This is a genomic window from Balneola vulgaris DSM 17893 (assembly GCF_000375465.1).
Taxonomy (GTDB): domain Bacteria; phylum Bacteroidota; class Rhodothermia; order Balneolales; family Balneolaceae; genus Balneola; species Balneola vulgaris.
In genome coordinates, this window is sequence record NZ_AQXH01000005.1 from 52,157 (window position 1) to 77,961 (window position 25,805).

Sequence of the window (25,805 nt, forward strand, 5' to 3'; positions counted from 1 at the left end):
ATTCCCTCATGAAGAACTTATTGCTCATAGCATTATGCATTACCATGTTTTCTTGTACTCAAAAAGAAGAAGTCATGTATGTAAAAGAATTTGACGGCCCTGAAATAACTAAAGCCATCGCTACTGTACATCCTGTTGGTGAAAGCGGTGTATCTGGCACAGTAACCTTTGAAAAAGGTACCGAAGGGGTAACCGTTTCTGCCTCAATTAGCGGACTTGAAGCTGGCAAACATGGTTTCCACATTCACCAATATGGCGACTGCTCTGCAGCTGACGGAACTTCAGCAGGTGGACATTATAACCCTGAAGATGCTCCTCATAACGATCCTGATGCCAACAAACGTCATGTAGGCGATATGGGTAATTTGGAAAGTGACGGTGAGAATGCTACAACTTCACTCACCTATACTGATAACCGAATTCATCTCATGGAGATTGTAGGTCGTGGAATAATCATTCATGCCGGAGAAGATGATTTTGAATCTCAACCATCCGGTGATGCAGGTGCACGTATTGCTTGCGGGGTAATCGGAATTACCGAATAACCTACTTCTTGTATTATATTTTTTATTTGATACAAAAAAAGCCTTGTACTCTTTCGAATACAAGGCTTTTTAATTTCTAAAGGTGAATGTAGATCCCTAGTTCGGTTTCCAGTTATTCATTCCTGTTCTAATCACATCTGCTACTTTATCTAGAGGCACACGTTCTTGGCTCATGTCATCTCGATGCCTAATGGTTACGGTGTCGTCTTCTAAACCATCGAAATCTACCGTGATACAGAATGGAGTACCTGCTTCGTCTAAACGGCGGTAACGCTTACCGATAGAACCTGACTCATCGTATTGAACCGAGAATTCTTCACGTAATTCCATTTCCAGTTTTTTAGCAACTTCCTGCAGAGCGGGCTTTTTGATCAGTGGGAAAATACCTACTTGTACAGGAGCTAACTTAGGATGCAGTTTAAGAACTACGCGCTTATCGCCATCTACTTCTTCCTCACGGTATGCATCACACAGCACCATTAACGTTAAACGATCTAACCCAACCGAAGTCTCAATTACATAGGGGATGTATCTCTTTTGATTCTTCTGATCAAAGTACTCCATTTTTTTACCCGAGTACTCTTGATGCTGCTTTAAATCAAAATCAGAACGGTTATGGATTCCTTCAACTTCCTGCCAGCCAATTGGATATTTATACTGAATATCAGCTGCAGCACGAGCATAATGGGCAAGTTTATCATCTGGATGTGGAGCGGTGCGCAAGTGTTCTTCGCGAATACCAATGCTCTTATGCCAAGCCAATCGTTTTTCTAACCACTCTTCATAAGATGCTTCATCCGTACCAGGTTCAACAAAATATTGCATTTCCATCTGCTCAAATTCACGCATTCGGAATACAAACTGACGAGCTACTACTTCATTTCTGAAAGCTTTCCCCGTTTGTGCAATTCCAAAAGGTACCGACACTCGGCTTGTGTCCATTACGTTCTTGTAGTTCACAAAAATACCTTGAGCCGTCTCAGGGCGTAGGTACACCCCATCTTCTTCACTTGAAGTAGCTCCAAATTGAGTCTTAAACATCAAATTGAATTGGCGAACTTCTGTCCAATCAAAAGCGCCAGAATCTGGAGAACGGATTTCATTTTCGATGATAATATCATATAAATCTTCTGTTAAACTCTTTCGAGTTCCAGAAGTATCTAAGAGCTCTTGAATCTCTTTCGCTTTATCCTCTTTGCCATCTTTTTCCAACTTCATGATATACTGCTCAATGAGCATATCCGCGCGGTAGCGTTTCTTCGATTGCTTATCATCAATCATTGGATCGTTAAACCCCCCCACGTGCCCACTGGCTTCCCAAACTTTTGGGTGCATGAAAATAGCGGCATCAATCCCCACTACATTATCATGTCTACGAGTCATCTCTTTCCACCAAGCATTGCGGATGTTACGCTTCAGCTCTACACCGAGGGGGCCGTAATCGTATACCGCACTAAGGCCTCCATAAATTTCAGAGGATTGAAAAATGAAACCACGTGCTTTTGCTAGCGAAACAATCTTATCCAGACTATCTAAATTCGACATGAAAAATTTTCTGATTTTTGAATTTGATGTAAGCCTATAAGATAGGAATTTGATAACACTCTTATGAAGACATTTTGCAGACGTTGAGGCTTCATTAATTGCTTGTTTAAACCCCTAACATTATTCAGCATCCCGTAAAATGAAATGGTATTTTTAGCCTTTTAAATTAAACCATTCAATCTATTACAACTTCGAACATGAAAGTCGGAATTTTAGGTGCTACTGGCGCCGTTGGCCAAAAATTTATTCGTTTACTGCAAAACCATCCTTGGTTTGAAATCTGTGCACTGGGTGCATCAGAGCGCTCTGCAGGTAAACGTTATAAACAGGCTGCCAATTGGGTAGAAGATGTACCCCTTCCGAATCACATTGCAGAGATGACGGTTGCAACCTGTGAACCCTCTGCTTTTAGTGAAGTTGATTTCGTTTTTTCAGGCTTAGATTCTTCCGTTGCCACAGCAATTGAAGGAGCCTTTGCTCGAGCAGGCATTCCGGTGATATCAAATGCTAAGAACTATAGAATGGATAATTCGGTGCCTTTACTGGTGCCCGAGGTTAACCCAGAGCACATCGCACTCATTCAAAGCCAGTCGTTCACCGAAGATGGAAGCGGATGGATTGTTACCAACCCAAACTGTGTAGCGGTACCGCTCTCATTAGCGTTGAATCCTTTGCATAAAGAATTTGGTATCGAAACGGTTGTGTTAACGACTATGCAAGCCGTTTCTGGTGCGGGATACCCAGGGGTTCCAAGCTTAGATATCCTTGGAAATGTAGTTCCATTCATATCTGGTGAAGAACCTAAAATTGCTCCTGAAACTCAAAAACTGCTAGCCACTTTAAATAATGGCGAATTAGATGAGCCTCATTTTGCTTTACAAGCAACGGCCACTCGTGTGCCTTCCATCAATGGGCATATGATTTCAGCTACGGTGAAGTTTAAACGCACTCCTAAAAACATTAATGAAGTTAAAGAGGCCATTCAATCTTGGGAAAACCCTATTGCTGAATTAAACCTCCCCTCTTCACCTTCTGAAGTTATCAAATTGCATGAAGAAGAACGCTACCCACAACCACGCCTTCATGCCGACCAAGAAGGAGGCATGCAATTGCATATGGGAAGATTACGTATGGCGGAAGTATTCGATATCAGTTTTGTTGCTATGGCTCATAATACTATCCGTGGAGCTGCAGGTGGAGCTATACTTAATGCTGAACTCCTTTATAAAAAAGGAATTCTAAAATAGCTTAACCTTGAATTTAAATGAAGGGTGCTATTAACAATGGCACCCTTTTTTATTTTATAGAAGTATTACTCATCTAGTTCTCGAAGCTTCATTTCCGAAAGCTCGAGATTTACTCTTGAAGCTATGGACGCGGCAATATCCCTATGCTTTTTCTTCACTTTAAGGGTGCGAGATATTAGATCATCTCCCGGGAGATCACTAAACACAGCCGCTTTCTTTGCTTGAAGAATCAACTTGGAAGTGAACAATCCTTTTTTAAACTCAACTAAGTCCAAATCAGAGAAAGAAATCTCGCAATGCATGAGTTCAGATTTGTAGGCTTCAAATAATGAGTCTTTTTTCTGAAACTCGATTGAAAATTTATCGCCATCAACGCTCAGAATTCCTTCCACTTTCATAAACCCTCCGTTTAAATCATCAATTAAAAATGGAAGTGCACGCATAATATTTATTGTTTTTTATGAGTTTATACATGTTAGTCGGCATCAAAAAAAATGTACGAAAAAAATGTAAGGACTTCCTCACTTAATGGTCTAACTAATCGGTTAAGAGAGGTTTATGGTCGTAAGAGAGAGTTAAACTAATCATTGCCTTGGGGGCGCGTAAGCGTTTCCAATGTCCTTCCAGGGGTAAAAGATGGAATATTCTTTTACCCTATTTTTTTGTCTATAAACTCCACAACTCCTATTGACAATCTAAAGCGGGTCAATTATAGTATACCATGTGGCGTTTATGTCTATTGATATTATTTGTTTACCCATGGTCTGTATTTGCCCAAACGGCAAACTTTGAAGACGATTTTAGCGACCAAGATTTATCCGAATGGGTAGGCGATACAAGCCATTTCACTTTTATTCTTGAAGGTGACAATGTATTACTTCAACAAACCGCTCCTTCAGCTGGCACTACTCAAATCATCACTCCGTCTACACAAGTAGTGGGTTATTGGGAGTTTTTTCTAAGGCTTGATGGCTTCAGCCCTTCAGCTGGCAATAAAGCCGAAATCTATTTAATGAGTTCAAGTTCAGATTTAAATAGTGCTCTAAATGGATATGTACTTCAAGCTGGGGAAAATGGATCGGGGGATGTTCTTCGGTTATTCCGAGTTACCAATGGAGTTCAAGACAACCAAGTACTAACGGGAACCACCAGCATTGCTTCGGGTGGTGATTACCGCATCAGAGTGAATCGAGATAACGCTGGGAACTGGACATTGAGTGTAGCAACTTCTTATTCAGCACCTGTGGTTCAAGAAGCAACAGGCACCGACAACACCTTTACAACCGCAACACATTTAGGCCTTAAAACCACATACACTTCCAGCAGGGTCGATAAATTCACCTTCGATTTTAAGATTGACATCCCTCCCATCACGGTAAAAAATGTTGGTATTAACGACACACAAATTGGTGTTTCATTCAATATCCCTTACGCTTCCACCTCTGTTCAAACCACAGACTTCACTTTGAATCCGGGTTCCTTCACTCCTTCATCCATCACAGAAGTAAGTAGTGATTCCGTGCATTTAAATTTTAATGCACCCATACCGAGTGGGGAACTCACTCTAGCTATTTCTTCCATTGATGATGCTTCCAATCAAACTACGCTTGCGGATACTACGCTCACCCTATTCAACTATGATGACTACGTGGAAGGTGCGGTTGTTATTAACGAAATCATGAAAGATGAACCTACTGGCTTATCCGAATACATCGAGTTGAAAAACACCACTTCTTTGTATTTAAACCTGAAAGATTGGGAATTAAGTGATAATAGTAGCCTGTCGGTTTTATCTACTGAAGACCTCACCCTTTTGCCCGATAGTTTCATTGTAATAAGTTCTGATACAGCATCCCTTCAATCATTTGGGAATATCTATTCTCATGAAGTGAGCCTACCTGCATTCAATAATGGGTCGGATCAAGTTCGTGTATACAATCAGAATTCAACCCTCATCGACTCTTTAGAATACGATGAAAGCTGGGGTGGTGAGAATGTAGCTTTGGAACGAAGAAGTAGTGCCGTTTCAGCGATCTATAAAGAAAATTGGGGGAACTCATTAGACCTTGCTAGGGGTACGCCGGGGAGAAGTAATTCTGTTCCGCTAGATAATTCGCCTCCTTCATTAGAGTCGCTAGTTGTAGAAGATGCCCAAAGCATCACTTTAGTTTTTAATGAAACCGTTGACTCAACTTCGGCCCAAACTCAGACTAATTATTCCATCTCCCCGTCCTTAACCATTCAGAGTATTCAAACTGATCAAGACTCTACAACCATCACCTTTAGTAGCACCTTTGAGTCTGGACTTAACTACTCCATCAGTATTCAGAATCAATCGGATGTATTTGGGAATACCGCAATCCCCATTGATGCGTCCTTTAAATATTTAGAAGTCCAACCGGCTGCTCAAAAAGATATCGTGATTAATGAAATCCTATATCGAAAAGCCAATGAAGATGCCCCTGAGTTTGTGGAAATTTATAATCGATCTGAGAAAAATATTGATTTAAGTGCATGGACCCTCAGTGATGCAACGCAAAACGAAGCCACGTTCCCTCCATCTATTATTATCGAAGCTGATAGCTACCTAGTACTTACCAACAGTCTAGCCTTTGCTCAAACTAGTAGTTCAATGTCGGTGTACTACCTTTCCAACTTTCCTTCATTAAACGATGCCGGCGATCAAATTGTGCTTAAAAATGCAGAGGAAGTTATTATCGATTCCTTGGCATACACTTCGGAATTTGGAGGTACTGAAGCAGGAATATCTACCGAACGGATCGACCCGAATGCTGCATCAAATGATCCACAAAACTGGAGAAGTAGTGAAAATGGTACAACTCCGGCAGTGCAAAATAGTGTATACACTCCTGATGAGTTGGCCCCAAGTTTATTGTTTGCGCGAGCCCAATTAGACGGACGGGTATTTGTAGCATTCAATGAATTTGTTGATCTAGATAATGCTCAAATCACCATAAATGGCAACACAACCAATATTGTTCAATTTGATACTACGGAAGCCAATGAAGTGCTTCTTGATGGCAACGGTGTTTCGTTAAATGAAGTCGCAACTATTGAAGCAATCAATTTTGAGGATATCGTGGGCAATAGCTCTGCAAGCGATGCTATTGAAATCGCAATGCCCATTACACCCGGAGCCGTGGTTATCAATGAAATCCTATTCGACCCTCTTGCAGATAATGAAGACAATCTGCCCGACCAGACCGAGTATATCGAATTGTATAACACACGCGACTATGCCGTTTCATTGGAAGGTCTACTTCTGCATGATGCACCCGACGAACAAAATGAAATAGATATCCTGAATCCGGTTTCCACATTCTACAAATGGATACCTGCTCGAAGCTATTTTCTGGTCTATGCCGAAAATGAAACTGAAATATTCATGGATAGCCAACTTCAGGATTACTTCGGATTACCAGATGAGCAAGAAGCATTCACAGCTAGGATAGATCGGAGTAGCTTGAGTTTATCAGCGAGTAACGATGCCATTTATATCTCGGATAGCACGGTTACCAATATTGATTCGGTGTTCTATACCGAAGAGTGGCATAACCCGAATAGAGTATCGGTAAAAGGAGTCGCCTTGGAGCGTATCAACCCCCATGGACCTAGTAATGAGGCTCAAAATTGGAGTTCTAGTACCGATGTAAGAGGTGGAACACCTACGGCTGAAAATAGCATATACCAAGAATCAGGGGAAGCCCCTGCCAGTACAGGTGTAAGTGTGAATCCCAACCCTTTTTCGCCCGATGGTGATGGATTCGAAGATTTTGTTTCCATTAACTACACCTTAGATCAACCCGATTACTTACTAAGAATTCGCATCTTTGATCGCTATGGGCGAGAGGTTCGCGAGTTAGTAAATGGCAAAGCTGCTGGCTTTACGGGTTCAATAATTTGGGATGGCCTTAAAGACGATGGAGGCCCAAACAGAGTGGGAATCTATATCCTATTTTTTGAAGCTTATGACAGCGCCAATGGTAAGAATCGAACCTTCAAGGAAACCGTTGTTCTAGCTCGGAAGTTTTAATCATAATCTGTAAAACCACTCATGCATCGTAGTTCTATATTTGGGTTAATACAACTAGTCCTGCTACTTCTTCTCATCGTACATTCTAATTCATGCGATAAAGCAACCAATCAGAATATTCCTGAAGACCTAACTCAACTTGAGTACACTGTTGATTTAGTGATTGGTCGTGAACCCCATTCAGAGTATTTATTAGGAAATCCTGTTGGCATACTCACCGATTCATTAGGAGCGATTTACATAGCTGACAACGGCTCTAAACAAATTCTAAAATTTAATGGCATAGGCCGCTATTTAAACTCCATAGGACAACAAGGAAGTGGCCCTGGTGAATTCTTCAATTTCAGTTTATTTGAACAAACTCCTAAAGGGCATTTCTTTATCGTAGACAAAGGGCGTTTTAGATATTCTACGATTACTCAACAAGGAGAAGAGCTTTCTTCAAAACCGATTGATATCTCAAAATGGCAGTTCTACCCAAACGATGTTGAATTTATAGATGATAAAATCATCTCTTTATATAAGGATGGAAACAGAGTTACCCCAGAGTCTACACCATTTTTACAACGCTCTTTGTTTTACATCCACTCAAGAGACTTAGAAGTTAAGTACTCCGAATTTTTCCCATACAACCAGTTAACTGGTCTTCAAGAAAAATTTGCTGCTATAAACTTTATCGATAGATCTGGCTCATTCATTTTTAATAGCACCAAAAATGGATACGAAATAATTTATTCACCTAGATTATTCACTGGTACACTATATAAGGTTCGACAAATTGATTCCGGGTGGGAAATCAGTTCTTTTCAAACTTCAACTCCTTATCACACTGCCTTTACCTTGTATAATGAAGCAGAATTTAATTCCCTTTTAGAGCAAAAATTACCGGGCTTAAAAAGAACTTACTTTGACCAAAGTGAACCCTATAGAGGTAGAGTTAACAGTACGGATGAAGGAATCTTCAGATTAAACGACGATAGAATCATTCAATTCAGATCTGAATGGAGTGATTTAAAATCTACCAAGAATGCCAATGAACCCATTCTTCTTGATATAAATGTCCAAATCATTGACGGTGAGGATGTTGTTTTAAATGGGCATTTATTTTCATTAGAAGTGGAACGCCGACCCTGGAAACCCTTGATTAACTGGAAGGATGATCAGGATCGTTTTTACTTGCTCCATTCATCCAAAGACTCTGTATTAGTTAAAAGGTTTTCCATCAATCTCGACTCTTAATTCCCTACAACTCGTAATTAAATTTAAAGCCAGCGAACCAATTCATCGTTGGAGCAGGTTGGAAGTAACGATCGCCAAAGGCATTCACATCATAACCACGGCTGTAGTCTTCATCCAACAGATTATCTATGCCTCCGTGAATATCGAAGGAGAATTTATCTCCCACTCTAGTTTTATACCCCAATTGTACCTGTATTAGAGTATATGGGTCTGAATACACCGTGTTCCCATCATTCAATGGAATTTCATCGGTATAATTCAGCGACCAATGATTATACAAGCCAGTTGCAGAAGCGATTTTTAATTCAGAATTAACCGTATGTGGGGCTACACCCGTCAGATCATTTCCAGAATAGTCATTCCCTCTTCGGTTGTACTCATCAAATTTAAAATGATGGTAAGTGTATGAGTTATTGAATTGCACCTGCGATATTACCGCTCCCGGAATATTCCAAATCTGCCACCCTGTACTTAATTCAAATCCTTTTTGATCAGTGCTCCCTGCGTTTTCAAACAAGGTGGTCCCTCGTGGCGATTGCAACTGTACAATGGTTTCATCAAGAATAAACCAAAATACCACGGCATCATAAGTGAAGTTTTTGGCCGGGATTCTTCCCCTCAGGCCTAACTCATAGTTAATCCCTTTTTCAGGTTTTAATCCTAAATTTAAGCTGCCTTCGTTGGTTCTAATTTCCTCTACCGTTGGTGGCGAAAAGCCCCAGCTGATGCTTCCATGTAAGGTGGTGTTAGGATTTAATTGCTTAGCTGCCGCCACTCTAGGTATAAATTCTAAATCGAAATCTTTCTTAACGCGCTGCGGACTATCCCCATCTAAGTTCGTAGCCACACGATAGATGTCGTAGCGAATGGAGTTCACACTCAATCCAAAGGTTAGATATACATTGTTCGGTAAATCAGCTTCCGATTTGAAATAGTAGGTGCGATTGCGAATTTCGATTTCATCGTCAAAATTAAGCGTGTCAGGCTGACCCGCATCATTCTGAAAGTTTCGAGCTACATGATTTGCCCGATGAACTTCAGCGCCCCCTTTTAGATTCAGGTCTACTTCACCCACTTTGGTATTGTACACTATTTGCGAGCGGTTACCCCAACTCTTTCTACTATCTCTTTTGTAATCGAACAGAAATGGATTCTCAAATGAACTCAAGTTTCCAAACAAAGTGGTACCACCCGACCAATTCTCTGACCATTGAGTACTCATATCAACACCAAATAGGAAATTCTCTTGGCGTACTCCCGACTCTTTTTCAACACTTCCTGCTCGTGCTTGGCGAGGGTTTTCTTCAAACTGTTGGGCATTTAAACCGCCAGGGATTCCATAGTCTAAATTGGTATACAAAGTTGAAATGGTAACGAAGATGTCGTTTGGGGTATAAATTTTGGCACTGCTCTCAAAGGTTGTACGATCAAAGTAGCCTTGCTCACGGTAGCCATCAGTTTTTTGAGAAGCATACTTATACTGGAAAATCCCGAAGTCATTTTTTGTGATATAAGATCCATTGTACTTCAAGTATCCATATTCGCCTACATTTACAGCACCATTGCGTGCAGTAACGGGATTGCGTTCAAAGCTATTCAAGAGTAAAACTCCACCATTTCCGGCTCCATACATACTTCCTGTAGGGCCTTTTATCACTTCCACCTGCTTTATGTTGTGGTTGTCTAAGAGGTTCAAAGCGGTACTTCCTGAAGGATCGGTTAATGGAATATTATTCCAATAAATTTTCACATTCCGCACCCCAAATGGTGATCGTAAAGCACTTCCTCTAATCGCGATTCTATAGCTACCGGGTGCACGTTCGTCCATTTTCACACCTGCTACTTGGTTCAATCCATATAACAACGAATTATTCTGAAGCGCCGAAAGCGTTGTAGTGGGTATGTAAGTGATAGACCCCGGAGTTTGCATAATGCTTCGGTTCCCTTCATAACCCACAACCGTAATTTCCTCTAACTCACCTTTTAAAGTATCCGGTGGAGTTTGGGCTTGAGTATCTGAGCCGAGAACCAATAATGTAATTAGGGTCAAAAAATAGGGAAGTGTTCTTCTAAACAATGTGATAAGATTCTATATTGTGGAACTAATTAAGGACGAATATACTAATGTAATTCATCAGAGAAGGTCTAACCTTTTTAGCAAAAAAGCAGTTCAATTTAACGTAGTAATCGCACACACCTTTTGAATAGTCCAAACAAAGCCCCTATAGGCATATTTGATTCAGGAATTGGAGGTTTAACCGTAGCAAAAGCTGTGGCTGAAGCCCTTCCCAACGAGCATATCATTTATTTTGGCGACACAGCCCGTGTACCTTATGGAATTAAGTCGACCGAAACCGTGCGTGATTATGCCCTTCAGATCACAGACTTCTTGATTCAAAAAGGGGTGAAGATGATTCTCATTGCTTGTAACACCGTATCTGCTTTTGCCAAAGATGAAATCATCCAACTTGCTAAAGGCATTCCAGTGTTAGATGTAATTTCAGCTGGAACTGAGACCGCCTTTTCTCATCCCAAACACCAGCATATTGGAGTAATTGGTACCTTAGGTACGGTAAACTCTGAAGCGTACATCCGCGCCATAAAAGAGCACAATGCTTCGACAGTGGTCAGCCAAAAAGCGTGTCCACTATTGGTGCCATTGGCCGAAGAAGGTTGGATTAACAACGACATCGCTAAGCTAACACTGACCGAGTATTTAGAACCCTTTAAGAGTCTAAACATTGATTCATTAATATTAGGGTGTACGCATTATCCCCTATTTAAAGAGGTGATACCGTCTATTCTAGCAAATGATAACATTGAAATCATCGATTCTGCTGAAAGCATTGCCAATACAGCCAAAATGAAGCTTGAAGCTATGCGTGCTCTAAATGATTCGAGTGGTAAATTTGAATGCTATGTCACCGATCGACCTCAACGATTTCATGAACTCGCTGAACGCTTTTTAGGTCGCAAGATTTCAAATGTAATTGTTACCCATCTTTAGGCTGTATTATTCCTTCAATTTTAGCATCTTAACGATTCTTTACAGGGTGGGGTGAATTTATCGAACTCACTAACGTTACATTCATCTCGCTAATAACATCAAACCAATTGTTTATATGAAACGGATATTTCAATCAATTGCAGTTCTTGCTCTTTTATTAAGCATTAGCACAACTGCATTTTCCCAAAGCACAGGATTAGAGCTTTATGCCAAAATGGGCCAGCGTAATTTTGTGAACTTTGAAGGAAGCTCTGGAGTGAATTGGCTACCAGGCAATCAAGGGTACATGGAAACAGAAAGAGATGACGATGGCAACGTCACTTTCTACAAGGTTAATCCAAAGAACCAAAAACGTAGTGCACTGTTTAACAAGAAAACTGTAAATGCACTCATCGAGCAGTATAACTCGTTAACTGAAAAAGATGTAGAACACCTTCCATTCGCACGTTTTGAGTATGTGATGGATAACAACGGAATCTTCTTTACACAAGATAAGACCGATTTCGTGTTCAACTTAAAAACACGTGAACTGCGTAAGTTGTATAAGCCTGAAGTTGAAAAGGCACCGTACACCGATGAATTAATGCGTGGCATGAGCCGTTCGCAGTTATGGAACGGAACCTATTCTCACGACTACACCAAATTTGCCTATGTAAAAGGCTACGACATCTATGTTGTAGATACGGCCACTAAAGAAGAAAAAAGACTTACTTACGGTAGCGAAGAGCAAATGAACGGTCGCCCAAGTTGGGTATACCCAGAAGAGTTTGGTCAAAGAGAAGCCTATTGGTTCTCTCCAGACAATTCCAAAATTGCCTACATGCAGTACAATGAGAAGGACGTTCACCAATTCCCAATTGTACATGAATTGGAGTTTGAAGCAGGCTTAGAGCTCATGCGTTACCCTAAAGCTGGTGAAACCAACCCAACCGTTAAGCTTTTCATCGTTGATATAGAATCAGGTGATATTGAGGAAGTTCCAACAAATAGCGACCCTGATACTTACATCGTGCGCCCTATTTGGAGACAAGATGGTTCGGAATTAACCTTCCGTAGACTTAACCGTCAGCAAAACCACCTTGAGTTCTTAGCTTACAATCTTGGTTCACAATCTGTGAGAACAATTTTTGAAGAAAAAGAAGATGCATACATTAATATGCATGATAACTTCATTCAGTTAGACGACAACCAAACGTTCATCTGGACCTCAGAAGTAAGTGGATATAACCACATTTACCATTACGACTTCAATGGTAAACTCATCAACCAGATTACCAAAGGTGATTTCCCAGTTGGAAGTATTGTGAATGTTGACCAGAAGAATAAAAAGGTGTACTTCTCGGCCTACCAAAATATGGGGCTCGATCTCTATTTTTATGTAGTAGATATGGACGGCACCGACATGAAGAAACTATCGAAAGGTGAAGGACGCCATAATGTTAGCATGAATCCTTCTGCCGACTACTACATTTGCTCGCACTCTTCTTTTGATCAGCCATATGAAGCGAATATGTATACTTCAAATGGCAAGATGGTTAGAAACATGATGAAGGCGGACGTAAGCAATGTGCTTGCTGAAAACCTAAGCAAGCCAGAATTCTTTACGTTTAAAGCTGCGGATGGTGTTACTGAACTGCCAGGCCTTATTTACAAGCCGGTTGATTTCAACCCAAATAAAGAATATCCCGTGGTACTCCCGCTTTATGGGGGTCCAGAATCACAAGATGTTTCAAACACTTACAAAAATAGTGACGGCTACCAACGCCTTGCACAATTAGGCTTTATCGTTGTTCGTGCTAACTACCGTGGATCAGGAAATCGCGGTAAAGAATTTGCTACGTTGCACTACGAGAACTTAGGTACGCTTGAAATAGATGATTATGCTGAAGCCATTAAACATGTAACTAAACGTCCTTATGCTGATGCTTCTAGAGTTGGTGTTTATGGACACTCATACGGTGGATATGCTACAGCTATGCTGATGCTTCGCTATCCGAACTTATTCCATGTTGGTATCTCAGGTGCGCCTGTAACCGATTGGAGAAGTTATGATACCATCTACACTGAGCGTTACATGAATACTCCACAGAAAAACAAGAAAGGTTATGATGTGGGTTCAGCAATGACCTATGCTGATCAACTAAAAGGTAAACTTCTTTTAGTACATGGTTCTATTGATAACAACGTTCACCCAGCCAACACTACCATGTTGGTAGATGCACTCATTAAGGCGGGCAAGAAGTTTGATCTAATGATGTACCCAAACAACCGTCATGGTATTAGAGGCGCACATGGTGCTCATTACAACAAAATGAGACTGAACTATCTCATCGAGCACTTAAACCCTGAGATTGAAAACAAGGGTGAAGTTGAAGTTGAATTAGGTTGGAGTAACTAAACTCGATTCTCAACTTTTAAATTTTAAGGCGGTACTTATGCTTATAGGTACCGCCTTTTTTTATCAAAGAAGTTGGCTGGCAATATTAGCCAATTCAGAGCGCTCGCCTTTCTCTAAGTTAACATGCGCATATAACTCACTCTTTTGCATACGATCTACCAAGTACGACAATCCATTACTTTGAGCGTCTAGATATGGGGTATCGATTTGAAAGATATCGCCAGTGAAAACAATCTTGGTGTTTTCGCCCGCACGAGTGATGATGGTTTTAATTTCATGAGGAGTTAAGTTTTGAGCCTCATCTACTATAAAAATCACATTCGATAAACTACGGCCTCGGATATAAGCCAATGGCACTATTCTCAGCTTATCGGTTTGTACCATATCATCCACTTTCTTGTATTGCTTACTGCCTTCTTTAAACTGGTTTTTTATAAAACTCAGGTTATCCCAAAGTGGCTGCATATATGGATTGATTTTAGCCTCCGCATCCCCGGGTAGATACCCGATATCTTTGTTACTCAATGGCACTATAGGGCGTGCTAAATAGATTTGTTTGTAATCGCTACGCCGTTCTAATGCACTGGCTAAGGCCAGTAAGGTTTTCCCCGTTCCTGCAGCGCCCGTAATGGTAGTAAGCAGGATATTTGGGTTCAGCAGTGCATGCATAGCAAACGTCTGTTCGGCATTCTTAGGCTTAATACCGAAGGCATTCGTAGCCTCTACCTGCTCGATGTACTTACTCTTGGCATTATACCAGCCTAAAGCCGATGACCCATGACTTTTAATGATGTAGTAATGATTACTCGGAGGTGTATCTTCCATCAGCTTTTTAGGGCGAATTTTACCCTTTTCATAAAACTTACTTACAAGGGATGGATCTTCTAATTCCAATTCTGTTTTACCCCGGTACAGATGGTCTATGTCTTTAACTTGAACCGTTTCGTAATCTTCGGCATCTAAGTTTAAAGCTCTTGCTTTCAAGCGCAGGTTAATATCCTTGGATACTAAGATGACTTTGCGGTCATCATTTTCGGTTTTTAACCGAAGCGCGGCATTAATGATGTGATGATCATTTCGATTGGCACCAAAAACTTTATTGGCATCAACATGATCTCCACCATTACTAATTACTTTCAATTTACCGTGCGACCGCCCATTTAATGGGATCCAGTTTTGAAGCATATTATCATCCGAGATGCTATCTAAATATCGAATGAACTCCCTTGCATGTAAATTAATTACCGTGTTCCCCTTTTTGAAAGTGTCTAGCTCCTCTAGTACGGTAATGGGTATCGCTACATCGTTTTTTTCGAAGTTTTTAACTGCTTCATAATCGTATAAAAGAACGGAGGTATCGAGTACGAAAATCTTCTTCTGCTTCTTCGTTGCCATAGAAAGGTCTTTATGATTAGGTCTTAAATCACCAGCCTAAATAGATGATAGAAAAGAACGTTTTTCTAATAAAGTTAAAGCCCTATCCAGATGCAACGATTGTGGAAAACTAATGCAGATTTTAATGGTGGCTTAACAAAGTCACAAAAAGGTAATGTTGATAATTCACCCTTTTAGTTGATAAAGTGCAATACTTAGTGCAATGGCGGCATTTAAACTCTCTACCGTTGCAGCATCGCCTTTTAATGGAATCATCACCCTTTGACGTTCTTTTGTTTTGAGTGCATCCGATATCCCATTTGCTTCATTCCCTACAACCACCACCGTTTTAGCCATGATTGGAATCGTTGACAGTTCAAGGGCACCGGGATGTCCGTCGAGCAAATAAATGGTCCACCCTTCTTTTTCTAGTAGCTCTAATTCTGCCTCTAAATTTGAACTTCTATATTCCAATGCACCGGTAGCTCCCACAGTACTTCGAACAACTTTTGGGTTGAAAATATCCACCGACCCTTTTCCTACTAAGATACCATCCACACCAAACCAAGCGGCCGTTCGAATAATAGTACCCATGTTTCCTGGATCTTGGATGCGGTCGGTTGCAATCAAGAAGTTCGCTTGTGCACTTATATGCGCTATCGATTTTTCTTCGGGAATTTCTGCTACTGCTATCACCCCTTGTGGGCTCTCGGTATCCGATACTTCGTCGAATATTTCTTGATCCAACTCATACTCCTGAATAGATACTGAGATAGCTTCAGGGCTCGTTTTCGACCCCCAAAAAACAGCCTGCACCTTACAGTATTTGTTCTGTAAGATTTGCTCAACAGCTCTCAATCCTTCCACTAAAAATAAGCCCTCTTTCTCGCGAAATTTTCTCTGAGATAATTTTCGAAGCAGTTTTATCTGATTATTTGAAGCTTTTTTCAAGGTTTAAACGATATTAGCTTAGGATTTTAGTGCACTTAGTTCAAAAGGTAACAAATGATAGGCTAAGTTTGGGCTTCGAACTTTAACTCCAATTTTTGCTCATGGATTTTCTATCTTTGCCACAATCAATATTCAAAACGTGGAGACGATGGATTTTCTAAAGAAATTAGGTATCGAAGGTGTTAACGCAGGTACAAGCACAGGCCAGAAGCACTTAGAGAGTAAAGATGTAATTGCAAGTATTACTCCAGTAGATGGCAAAAACATCGCTAATGTTACCATTACCACCAAAGAACAATACGAGCAAGTTGTAACAACTGCTCAAGAAGCTTTTTTAGTTTGGCGTGAAATGCCAGCTCCTCAACGAGGTGAAATTGTTCGTCAGATTGGTGACAAACTTAGAGAACACAAAGAAGCCTTAGGTAAATTAGTAACCTACGAGATGGGTAAAATTTACCAAGAAGGATTAGGCGAAGTTCAGGAGATGATTGACATCTGTGATTTCGCTGTAGGCCTTAGCCGCCAGCTATATGGTTTAACCATGCATAGTGAGCGCCCGAACCACCGTATGTACGAGCAATGGCATCCACTGGGTGTGGTAGGCATTATTTCAGCCTTCAACTTCCCAGTTGCTGTTTGGAGTTGGAACGCCATGATTGCCGCTGTTTGTGGTGATGTGATGATATGGAAAGGTTCAGAAAAAACTCCATTGTGTGGTGTAGCCATTCAGAAAATTGTAGCCAAAGTACTTAAAGAGAACAACCTCCCAGAAGGTATCTTCTCGCTAGTTACGGGCGACCGTGAAGTAGGCGAATGGATGACCGAAGACGAGCGTATTCCATTAATTTCAGCTACAGGTTCTATCAGAATGGGTAAAGAAGTAGCGAAGGTTGTGGGAGGCCGTTTAGGCAAAACCATCCTTGAATTAGGTGGTAACAATGCCATCATCATTACCGAAAACGCCGACATTGAAATGGCTATCCGAGCTACAGTATTTGGTGCGGTTGGTACCTGTGGGCAACGCTGTACTTCTACTCGTCGCCTCATCATTCACGAATCGGTTTACGATCAAGTAAAAGAACGCTTATTGTCTATTTACGAGAACATCAACATCGGCAACCCATTAGAGCCTGAAACACTAGTTGGCCCAATGATTGATCAAGATGCCGTTGATATGATGCAGAATGCGCTTAAGCAAGTGGAAAAAGAAGGCGGCAAAGTGTTGTGCGGTGGTGATGTATTAGACCGAGAAGGATTCTACGTACGTCCGGCTATTGCGGAAGCAAAAAATGAATACACTATCGTTCAAGAAGAAACATTCGCCCCTATTTTATACCTCATTAAGTACTCTACTATCGATGAGGCAATGGCTATGCATAATGGCGTGAAACAAGGATTAAGTTCTTCAATGTTTACGCTAAACATGCGTGAAGCTGAGAACTTCTTAAGTGCGCATGGTTCTGATTGTGGAATCGCCAATATCAATATCGGTACTTCCGGTGCTGAGATCGGCGGTGCTTTTGGTGGTGAAAAAGAAACCGGGGGTGGACGTGAGTCTGGTTCGGATGCATGGAAAGCTTATATGCGTCGCCAAACCAACACCATCAACTGGAGTGAAGAATTACCATTAGCTCAAGGCATTAGCTTCGACGTTTAATTCAACACCCACTTTTATACAAGCCTGATTTTGGCATTACTTTCAAACCGTTCTTCACCATTCGTGTGATGAACGGTTTTTTTATGAATATGAGATAAACTGTTCTAAAGGGTAATGGATAGCCAAGCTAAGGAAACCCATAGCAGAATAAATCTATAGAACTGAAGAATAATGATGAAGAAAAGGTTAAAGGAGAGCACCTTCCAAATTACATGATACCACTGATCAGCTAAAAACTTCCTATACAAAAAGAAGCCGAATACATTTAACAACACTATGATTGTGGTGGAAATAGTAGCATCCGTTAAGTACTTCATCATCAGATTCGAATTCAAGAACATAGCCAACTCATAATAGAGTCCGGGCAGAAGGCTAGCCCCTATGAGTACCAAAAAAGCGAACAATACTAGCGCATAGTTTAAATGGAAAACGAGGGGCTTGTTCTTTCTTTTTGAAAAGTTCAAGAGGTAGGTAACCCCACCAAACATCAAGGGCAGAAATATCAGGATTAGCTTAGAGATTACCCCCGTTGCTTCATTATAAATGGTCTCGAAGGCATTGTACTCAAAGCCTTTAGCTTCTATAAAACCTAGAATAATATCTTTTGTAAGGGTACTGTAGGGCAACCGATATAACTGCGTATTCAACGTGGTTGTAAATGCATCCATCGCTAGAAATAAGAAATAGATCGCGTTGGAAATCAGAAAGATTTTGAGTGGTGAAAGATACCGCTTCCTCTTCCCCGCCAAGTACGCATGGGTGTATGAAGCTGGCTTAAAAAGGAAGTCTTTAAATGATTTCCAGAATCGGTTTTCAATATTAAAGACCTCGGAAGCAAAATCACTTACCAACGATTGAACCGAATAGTCATCCTCAGAGAGTTTACGTTGCCCACACTGCGAGCAATAATTTCCCTCTATAGGTCCTTGCCCACAATTTGGGCACAATGACGATGTGTTTATGTTATCGATGGCTTGCACGCCAATTAGATAGCACTTTCCAATCTATCTATCAACTCTGGAATGAATGATTCGTGCTCAGGCCGCATCAACACCGAACGAAGGATGGTAACCGACTCGTCATCGGCCTCAAAGTGAGGATGCTTTTTTAAAAATTGGCTAGCAGGCACTTTGAATAAGGATAAATAAAAGCTTCTGTCTTCCATCCCTTTATCGAAAACTTGCTGTGCCGCCTTACTGATATCTGACAGCTTTTGAATACCACTTCCTTTTGGGAAATAAGCGATGATATCCAACTCTGGTTTCTGATAGGGTTCAAACTTCGTACTCTTTTGAAACAACTCATAGGCTTTTAATGCCGCTTTTCTACACTGTGCCATGATTGGCCCAAATCCCTTATGCTCTTCTAAAGGGAAAAGTTGAATGGTAGTCCAAAGCGCCACGGCTGCAGCGCCCGCTCTTGAACATTCTAAACTGATTTCACCAAGGTGTAAATCATCGGAGGTGAAATAGGTGTAAGGTGAGTCGTGCTTGTAATGGGTGCCCACCGCAGGATCTTTAAATAACACACAGCCACATCCGTAGGGTTGCATGCCATGTTTATGAGGATCTACCACAATGCTGTCGGCTTCTTGCATCAGTTTCCATTGTGTTCCATCAATTAGATTGGAGTCTTTCAGCGTCCTAAAAAAACCACCGTAGGCCGAATCAATATGAATGCGAATATTATGCTCTCGAGCCCACGGGATAATCTGATTTAAAGGCTCTACTTCTCCTAAACCTGTGGTTCCTAAAGTGACGACGATGGTTCCAATGGATTGCGCATCCACTCCGTCTAGCTCAAACTGCCCATCGTCATTTAATGGAATTTTCACCCCTTCCACACCTAGAACACCACACATACGCTCATGGGTATAATGCGAATTGGATGAAAAGGCAATTTTCTTACCGGGGTTACACTCTCTTGCAATCCATAAAGCTTCAAGATTGGCGATGGTGCCACTTGCTGTAAGGTGCCCTAAATAACGGTCGCCATAACCGTAGAATTTGGCTAAGTCTGCAACCACTTCTTTTTCCATCTCAGAGGATGGAGGCCCACCGTCTAAAGCATGATTATTGGGGTTTATCATCATTGCGGTTGCATAGGCCGCCCATGTTAAGGGATGGGGGGGCTTCAACATTTGCCCCGCATAAATCGGATGATGAAAAGGGTAGTTACCTTCTAAACGATGAACAAGCTCATCAAAAACCCGTGTCTGATCTTCTTCAGAAACTTGAAGCGTGGAATCAACTTCCCACGCTCCGAATGATTCCTTCCATTTGTTCAGGCTTTCTTGCGCCCGAATGAGTGCTTGCTTAGCCTGATCATTCATAGATTTAGTTTTAGTATAGGTTTACAGAAATACCTGCTGAAAGTACTTGTTTAACCTGAATCTCGCTTGAGAAATCATCATCATATCTCAACTCAAATTGAAAAGAAGCACTGATAAGAGAGTTAATTTGACCCACTAATTCATTGGCCCAAAAAACATCGGTAGAGCTTATAGGTTGATTCAAATTCGTAAAGGTATCTAAACTACTAGAGTATTTGATGTTCTCTGCAACTTGGCGCTGTAAAGTTATACCTGTTGTGATACCACCCTCAGAACGGAAGGTATCGCCTTGATCTAACCCATAGTTTGGTGCTAAATCACCATCTCGAATAAAGGTTTGCTTTAAAGCCACACCCGCTTCGAATTGTAGATTTGGGCTTGCGTTGTATTCCAAACCAGCTCCTTCCGTTAAGTATGCCGGTGCAAAGAAATCAGATATCAATGAATCAGAACCCGCAAAGCCTTCCCCATACTTATAACCTTTTGCAAACTGAGTTCTCAATTGAACCGCACCGTAGGCCGCCACTTTACTGTCTTCTTCTAAATCATAGGTTCCTCTCATTCGAATCGATATCAAGTCATCCGTTTTACGAATTCCTTCGCCCTCCACTTTAGATTGGCCGTATCTGAGGTTGGTACGGAAACCAAAAGTAAATTGGTCTTTGCGGTACATTTTTGTGAAAACGGTAGAAGCAGTACCACTTAGTGTGCTTACACCACCTTCCGACCAGTTGTCGTATGAGGCTTGTGAACCATTTAAGTTCGCCACCCACGTTTGGGTCCAGCCTTCTAGGGTATCTGGTACTACAATAGTTTGTGCTTTTAATGTGTTGGAAGAAATGAGAATCGCTACTACTAAGAGTGCAAGTTTAGAAATCGATTTCATGATGAGAATAAATGCTATGAGTTAAATCTTTATTAATTAGTTGTTTTTAAAAAGAACTACCTGCTCTAATCGTTCCGATTGAAGCATAACTTCAATATGTTCTCCAAATTTGGTAGGAATATTCATACCCGTCAGATTAGATTGAATAGGATACGCACGATGCCCCCGGTCTACCAATGTAAGCACTTCAACTTTGGAAGGATTTCCTGTACTTATGATAGCAGAAACTGCTTCAAACATGGTTTTCCCTGAAAATATCACATCATCGATGATCAGTACCCTTTTCTCGGTGCACACCGGTAGCGGCTTATTATGCGTTAAGTTCTTAACATCATATTTATGCACTTGAAGGCTTTTAGTTCCCAAAATCTCATGTAGTGCATCCACCAACATATTGGCCGTTGCATATCCTCGTTCATTAAGCCCAACAATAATGAGCTCGTCTTCCCCTAAGTTTTCCCAAACTTGTATAGCCAAACGTTTGATTGAGCGTTGAATTCGCTCTTTATCCATAAGTATAATTTGCCGTTGCATATCCGCTCCATTAAATTCATGGGAAGGTAACAAATTAATACTGTTGCATGCGAAACTTATAAACATATACTCGTTATAATTCGCTAACTTTACAGTGTTAACCAAAGTAATTTAGGAGGTTACTATGTCGAAAGGATCCCAAACCTTATTAACCGGATTAGTAGCATTTGCTGGTGGCGTTATAGCAGGTTTACTTCTCACCCCAAAATCAGGCCGTGAAAACAGACAATGGCTTCACGATCAATCTGAAGACGCTAAAGAATGGCTGGAAGGCAAAAGCCATCGATTACTCGAAGAAGGGGAAAAGAAGATTGAGCAAGTATCACGCAACCTCAAAAAAAGCGTGAAAGAAAATCTTCCCGATTTATACGAAGCTACTGAAACGCTACACCTTGACGAGGAAGAGTTAGAACAAAATGTCTAAAGCGGGGTTCACATATCCAGAGTATATACTCCAATGGATATGGAACCACGGTTTTTTCAATACTCAATACTTAACATCCATTTGTGGAAAGAGTATCGAGGTTCTATCTCCAGGTGTATTAAATCATTCTGATGGTCCCGATTTCCTTGCGGCCACCATTCGTATTGATGGTATTTCTTGGCATGGCTCAATTGAAGTGCATACCGAAGCTAAATATTGGCAACAGCATGGGCATCACACCAATCCATCTTACAACAACGTCATTCTACATGTAGTAGCAAGTGATGAATACACCCCTGCTATCACACAATCGGGAGAAGAGTTAATCACCCTCAACCTTCTGCCACATCTATCGAATTCGCTTCACACTTTTACAGAAGAGTTCAATCAACGCTCAACATTTCCCTGCAGTAGCAATCTGAAATACCTAAATGCAGAGGTGCTTGCCAAACAAATTGACAAAGCCCATACCGAGTACTTAGAAAAGAAAGTGAAGGATGTGCTACGTTTCTATGATCCTCAACTATTACCGTCGGAAGCTTGGAAGTATGCGTTAATTCGGGCATTATTTGATGGCTTTGGTATATCCCACAATCGTGAAGCTATGGAAGAAGTAGGCAGGCACGCACTGCATCTTTCTCAAGAAGGGCATTCAGGTAGCACCCTCGAAGAGAAGGTGTTGCACTTTGCTTTTGAAAGCGAACCAGCTATTAACTGGAACAGGAAAGGATTGAGGCCGGCTGCTTACCCAGAAAAACGCATTCCTTTGGCACTACAATTTATGCAGGCCATTTTGAACGCACCCTTCCATACTTTTTTACACGCCGATGCCATTCTACTCTGGAATGAGTGGGCAAAAAGCTTGGGCGTACATCAACGTGCACAAATAAAAATCTTATTTGCCACCGTGTATCTGCCAGCACTGTATGCACTCGCATCCATCTTGCATATTCACTCTCTGCGAACAGAAGTTTTGGCCACTTGGAACAATTATCAGGCTCCGATCTCAAAATCTTTATACAAAAAACTGAGTGCATCGCTTCCAGAATTCAAAATTCATGGCAGAAAATTGGGCGCAGTGCACCAAATAAAGCATTACTGTAATCAGAAAAGATGTATGGAGTGTTTTGTACTAAAAAAAGTAATTCAGTCTTGACTGCTTTTCGATCTCTTTCTATCTTTGGGGTCTGTCGAGCAAGGCAGTAATTGCCCGGTCGTCTAATGGCAGGACACCTGGTTTTGGTCCAGTATGTGGGGGTTCGAGTCCTCCCCGGGCAACTTGACACTCAAAAGGATGACTAAGGAGCCATCCTTTTGTTTTATGTAATCCTGAATATTCAGTGCTAGCAAATTAATTTGGATACTCCTCTCGCAATATTTTCCGGTCGCAGCAATCCCGCTCTATCTAGAGCTATAGCTGAAGCCTACGGAACCGAACTAGGTGAAGTAACTATCAAAGAATTCTCTGATGGTGAGCTTTACGTAAAGTTCGAACAAAGCATCCGTGGCGAAGACATTTTCATCATCCAGTCAACCCCTCCTCCGGGAGATAACATCATGGAACTTCTATTGATGTTGGATGCTGCTAAAAGAGCTTCAGTTAAAAGGGTAACGGCAGTAATCCCATACTTTGGGTATGCTCGCCAAGATCGAAAAGACCAACCTCGAGTATCTATAGGCTCCAAACTCATGGCAAATCTCCTGGTTCAAGCCGGGGCCGATCGTGTTTTGACCATGGATTTACACGCAGCACAGATTCAAGGATTTTTTGATATCCCGCTAGATCATTTATATGCTAGTAGGGCTTTCATCGAACATTTTAAATCCAACCCCATCGAGAATCTTGTTGTGGTAGCACCTGATGTGGGTAGCCTCAAAACATCTCGCGCATATTCTAAGAAACTCGGCACTAGCTTAGCGTTTATCGATAAACGACGCCCGAAAGCGAATGAGTCGGAAGTGATGAATATCATTGGGGATGTGGAAGGAAAGAATGTGTTAATAGTTGATGACTTAATTGACACCGCTGGTACATTAACGAATGCAGCATCCGCTATGAAAGAACGCGGAGCATTGAATATAACTGCAATTTGTACGCACCCGATACTCTCGGGACCAGCATACCAACGAATCGAAGATTCACCCATTGATGAAGTATTAGTTACGGATACGGTTTCACTACGCCAACCTTCTGATAAGATTAAGGTTTTAAGTGTAGCGAATATTTTTGCGGAAGCAATTCAACGTATTCATACCAACGATACGATCAGTGCTCTGTTTGATAATTAATGAATAAGTAAATCCAAAATGGCAAAAGCTGAATTTAGAACAATGGAAGGCACGCCTCGCGAGCTTAGCAAAAAAGCTAATCGTGAGCTGAGAAATGCAAAAAGAGTTCCTTCTGTATTGTACGGCCCTGAAGTAGAAGAAAACATCCACTTCTCTGTTGATGAATTAGAATTAGAACGCACACTACGTTCACAGGAAACCAAACTAATCGAACTTACTGTAGAAGGTAAGGTTTACAAAACGCTTCTAAAGCGTGTTGAATTCGATCCAGTTTCAGATCGCCCTGTGCACGCAGATTTCTACGTACTTTCTAACAACCATAAAGTTACTCTACGTATTCCTGTTCGTTTAACAGGTAATGCACGTGGTGTTGTTGAATCTGGTGGACGTTTGTTCCAACCAATGAAAGTTGTACGTATCCGCGTATTGCCTGAGTTCATCCCATCTGAGTTTGTGGTAGATATTTCTCCACTTAAAGTAGGTGCTTCATTCCACGTAGGCGAATTAGACCTTGATGGAATCAACCCAATTGATGCTTTAGGCAGAACAATTGTAACTATTCGTCCACCTAAAGGTGCTGGCTTCCTTGAAAGTCTTGAAGCTGATACTGGTGATGACGAAGAAGCAGGCGACGACGCTGAAGCAACAGCTGAAGGCGAAGAAAGCGCAGAAGATACTGAAGCAACTGAAGAATAATCAGAGCCTCTTGGCGAGGCCTCGTATTAATAATATCCCCTTATGTCCATAATTGTTGGATTAGGAAATATTGGTTCAGAATACGACAACACTCGTCATAACATAGGTTTTGATATTGTTGACAGCATAGCTGAAACACTTTCTATTACATTCGGCCCTGGTGGAGGGCCGTTTGTGGTTGCAGAAGGTCGGTATAAAGGCCGAAAAGTTGTACTCGCTAAACCCACTACGTTCATGAATCGAAGTGGAACCGCAGTGAAAAAACTACTCGCCAAATATAATACCGACAAAAAAGATTGCCTGGTCGTTTACGACGATCTTAACCTAGCGGTAGGTACTAACCGAATGAAAGCCCGGGGTAGTGCAGGTGGTCATAATGGGATTAAAGATATCATCGAACGATTGGGAAGCGATGACTTCCCTCGTTTACGCTTTGGTATCGGAGATGACTTCAAAAGAGGGAGACAAGTCGACTTTGTACTGTCGCCATTCGATGAAGATGAAATTGACGAAGTAAAAAAGGCAATCAAACATGCCCACGATGCAGCACTTTCGTTTGCAACCGTGGGTATCGAGAGAACCATGAACTACTTCAACTGACTTTTATAAAATCATAAACTAACGAAA

Annotated in this window: 21 protein-coding genes and 1 tRNA gene; 13 read left to right on the plus strand and 9 right to left on the minus strand. The window is 41.3% G+C overall.

The window, feature by feature from the left end; genetic code table 11:
* Positions 1 to 8 precede the first annotated feature (8 nt).
* A complete protein-coding gene (locus B155_RS0110470; RefSeq protein WP_018128222.1) occupies positions 9 to 545 on the plus strand; it encodes a superoxide dismutase family protein in 537 nt (178 codons plus the stop codon).
* Between the two features lie 96 nt (positions 546 to 641).
* On the opposite strand, the gene B155_RS0110475 is transcribed toward B155_RS0110470, so the two are convergent.
* Positions 642 to 2,090: a glycine--tRNA ligase gene (locus tag B155_RS0110475; protein ID WP_018128223.1), complete on the minus strand. Its 1,449-nt coding sequence runs from the start codon at positions 2,088 to 2,090 to the stop codon at positions 642 to 644.
* A gap of 197 nt (positions 2,091 to 2,287) precedes the next feature.
* Here B155_RS0110475 and asd point away from each other — a divergent pair, with 197 nt between their 5' ends.
* Entirely contained in the window at positions 2,288 to 3,337 is a 1,050-nt protein-coding gene (asd, locus tag B155_RS0110480; protein ID WP_018128224.1) for an aspartate-semialdehyde dehydrogenase, read from the plus strand.
* A 65-nt stretch (positions 3,338 to 3,402) separates the two neighbouring features.
* On the opposite strand, the gene B155_RS0110485 is transcribed toward asd, so the two are convergent.
* Positions 3,403 to 3,780 carry a hypothetical protein gene (locus B155_RS0110485; RefSeq protein WP_018128225.1) on the minus strand — a complete coding sequence of 126 codons (378 nt, stop codon included), beginning with the start codon at positions 3,778 to 3,780 and terminating at the stop codon, positions 3,403 to 3,405.
* Between the two features lie 278 nt (positions 3,781 to 4,058).
* On the opposite strand from B155_RS0110485, the gene B155_RS0110490 reads away from it, so the two are divergent.
* Complete coding sequence (locus tag B155_RS0110490) at positions 4,059 to 7,391, plus strand: lamin tail domain-containing protein (protein WP_018128226.1); 3,333 nt, start codon at positions 4,059 to 4,061, stop codon at positions 7,389 to 7,391.
* Between the two features lie 21 nt (positions 7,392 to 7,412).
* A complete protein-coding gene (locus B155_RS0110495) occupies positions 7,413 to 8,630 on the plus strand; it encodes a 6-bladed beta-propeller (protein ID WP_018128227.1) in 1,218 nt (405 codons plus the stop codon).
* A 4-nt stretch (positions 8,631 to 8,634) separates the two neighbouring features.
* Here B155_RS0110495 and B155_RS13335 read toward each other — a convergent pair whose 3' ends face one another.
* A complete protein-coding gene (locus B155_RS13335; protein ID WP_018128228.1) occupies positions 8,635 to 10,680 on the minus strand; it encodes a TonB-dependent receptor family protein in 2,046 nt (681 codons plus the stop codon).
* Between the two features lie 150 nt (positions 10,681 to 10,830).
* Between B155_RS13335 and murI the strand changes: the two genes are divergently transcribed.
* Positions 10,831 to 11,637 (plus strand): glutamate racemase, encoded by an 807-nt coding sequence (murI, locus tag B155_RS0110505; protein ID WP_018128229.1) that lies wholly within the window; start codon positions 10,831 to 10,833, stop codon positions 11,635 to 11,637.
* A 115-nt stretch (positions 11,638 to 11,752) separates the two neighbouring features.
* Entirely contained in the window at positions 11,753 to 14,035 is a 2,283-nt protein-coding gene (locus B155_RS13340) for a S9 family peptidase (protein ID WP_018128230.1), read from the plus strand.
* A gap of 63 nt (positions 14,036 to 14,098) precedes the next feature.
* Here the strand turns inward: B155_RS13340 and B155_RS0110515 are convergent, their stop codons facing one another.
* Both B155_RS0110515 and B155_RS0110520 read right to left on the minus strand, forming a co-directional pair.
* The gene (locus B155_RS0110515) at positions 14,099 to 15,430 is read right to left on the minus strand and encodes a PhoH family protein (RefSeq protein ID WP_018128231.1); all 1,332 of its coding nucleotides are present in this window, start codon (positions 15,428 to 15,430) and stop codon (positions 14,099 to 14,101) included.
* 165 nt (positions 15,431 to 15,595) lie between these two features.
* Complete coding sequence (locus B155_RS0110520) at positions 15,596 to 16,360, minus strand: TrmH family RNA methyltransferase (protein WP_018128232.1); 765 nt, start codon at positions 16,358 to 16,360, stop codon at positions 15,596 to 15,598.
* A 148-nt stretch (positions 16,361 to 16,508) separates the two neighbouring features.
* Here B155_RS0110520 and amaB point away from each other — a divergent pair, with 148 nt between their 5' ends.
* Positions 16,509 to 18,017: an L-piperidine-6-carboxylate dehydrogenase gene (amaB, locus tag B155_RS0110525; protein ID WP_018128233.1), complete on the plus strand. Its 1,509-nt coding sequence runs from the start codon at positions 16,509 to 16,511 to the stop codon at positions 18,015 to 18,017.
* A gap of 104 nt (positions 18,018 to 18,121) precedes the next feature.
* Here amaB and B155_RS0110530 read toward each other — a convergent pair whose 3' ends face one another.
* The 4 genes from B155_RS0110530 to B155_RS0110545 are packed head-to-tail and all read right to left on the minus strand — an operon-like array spanning position 18,122 to position 21,769.
* Positions 18,122 to 18,997, minus strand: coding sequence for a DUF3667 domain-containing protein (locus B155_RS0110530; RefSeq protein ID WP_169331296.1), 876 nt, complete (start codon positions 18,995 to 18,997; stop codon positions 18,122 to 18,124).
* A gap of 5 nt (positions 18,998 to 19,002) precedes the next feature.
* On the minus strand, positions 19,003 to 20,349 hold the full coding sequence (locus B155_RS0110535) for a pyridoxal phosphate-dependent decarboxylase family protein (RefSeq protein ID WP_018128235.1): 1,347 nt from the start codon (positions 20,347 to 20,349) through the stop codon (positions 19,003 to 19,005).
* A gap of 10 nt (positions 20,350 to 20,359) precedes the next feature.
* A complete protein-coding gene (locus B155_RS0110540; protein ID WP_018128236.1) occupies positions 20,360 to 21,235 on the minus strand; it encodes a DUF3078 domain-containing protein in 876 nt (291 codons plus the stop codon).
* Positions 21,236 to 21,271: 36 nt separating this feature from the next.
* A complete protein-coding gene (locus B155_RS0110545; RefSeq protein ID WP_240386280.1) occupies positions 21,272 to 21,769 on the minus strand; it encodes a phosphoribosyltransferase family protein in 498 nt (165 codons plus the stop codon).
* A 124-nt stretch (positions 21,770 to 21,893) separates the two neighbouring features.
* Between B155_RS0110545 and B155_RS0110550 the strand changes: the two genes are divergently transcribed.
* The 6 genes from B155_RS0110550 (at position 21,894) to pth (ending at position 25,778) form a co-directional block, all read left to right on the plus strand.
* A complete protein-coding gene (locus B155_RS0110550; RefSeq protein ID WP_018128238.1) occupies positions 21,894 to 22,193 on the plus strand; it encodes a YtxH domain-containing protein in 300 nt (99 codons plus the stop codon).
* Positions 22,186 to 23,349 (plus strand): DUF2851 family protein, encoded by a 1,164-nt coding sequence (locus B155_RS0110555; RefSeq protein WP_018128239.1) that lies wholly within the window; start codon positions 22,186 to 22,188, stop codon positions 23,347 to 23,349. The genes B155_RS0110550 and B155_RS0110555 overlap by 8 nt, the downstream gene beginning before the upstream one ends.
* 51 nt (positions 23,350 to 23,400) lie before the next feature.
* Positions 23,401 to 23,471: transfer RNA gene (locus B155_RS0110560), tRNA-Gln, on the plus strand.
* Positions 23,472 to 23,549: 78 nt separating this feature from the next.
* Positions 23,550 to 24,482 (plus strand): ribose-phosphate diphosphokinase, encoded by a 933-nt coding sequence (locus B155_RS0110565; protein ID WP_018128240.1) that lies wholly within the window; start codon positions 23,550 to 23,552, stop codon positions 24,480 to 24,482.
* Positions 24,483 to 24,500: 18 nt separating this feature from the next.
* Positions 24,501 to 25,178, plus strand: coding sequence for a 50S ribosomal protein L25 (locus B155_RS0110570; RefSeq protein WP_018128241.1), 678 nt, complete (start codon positions 24,501 to 24,503; stop codon positions 25,176 to 25,178).
* A gap of 42 nt (positions 25,179 to 25,220) precedes the next feature.
* Positions 25,221 to 25,778 (plus strand): aminoacyl-tRNA hydrolase, encoded by a 558-nt coding sequence (pth, locus tag B155_RS0110575; protein ID WP_018128242.1) that lies wholly within the window; start codon positions 25,221 to 25,223, stop codon positions 25,776 to 25,778.
* Positions 25,779 to 25,805: the final 27 nt, after the last annotated feature.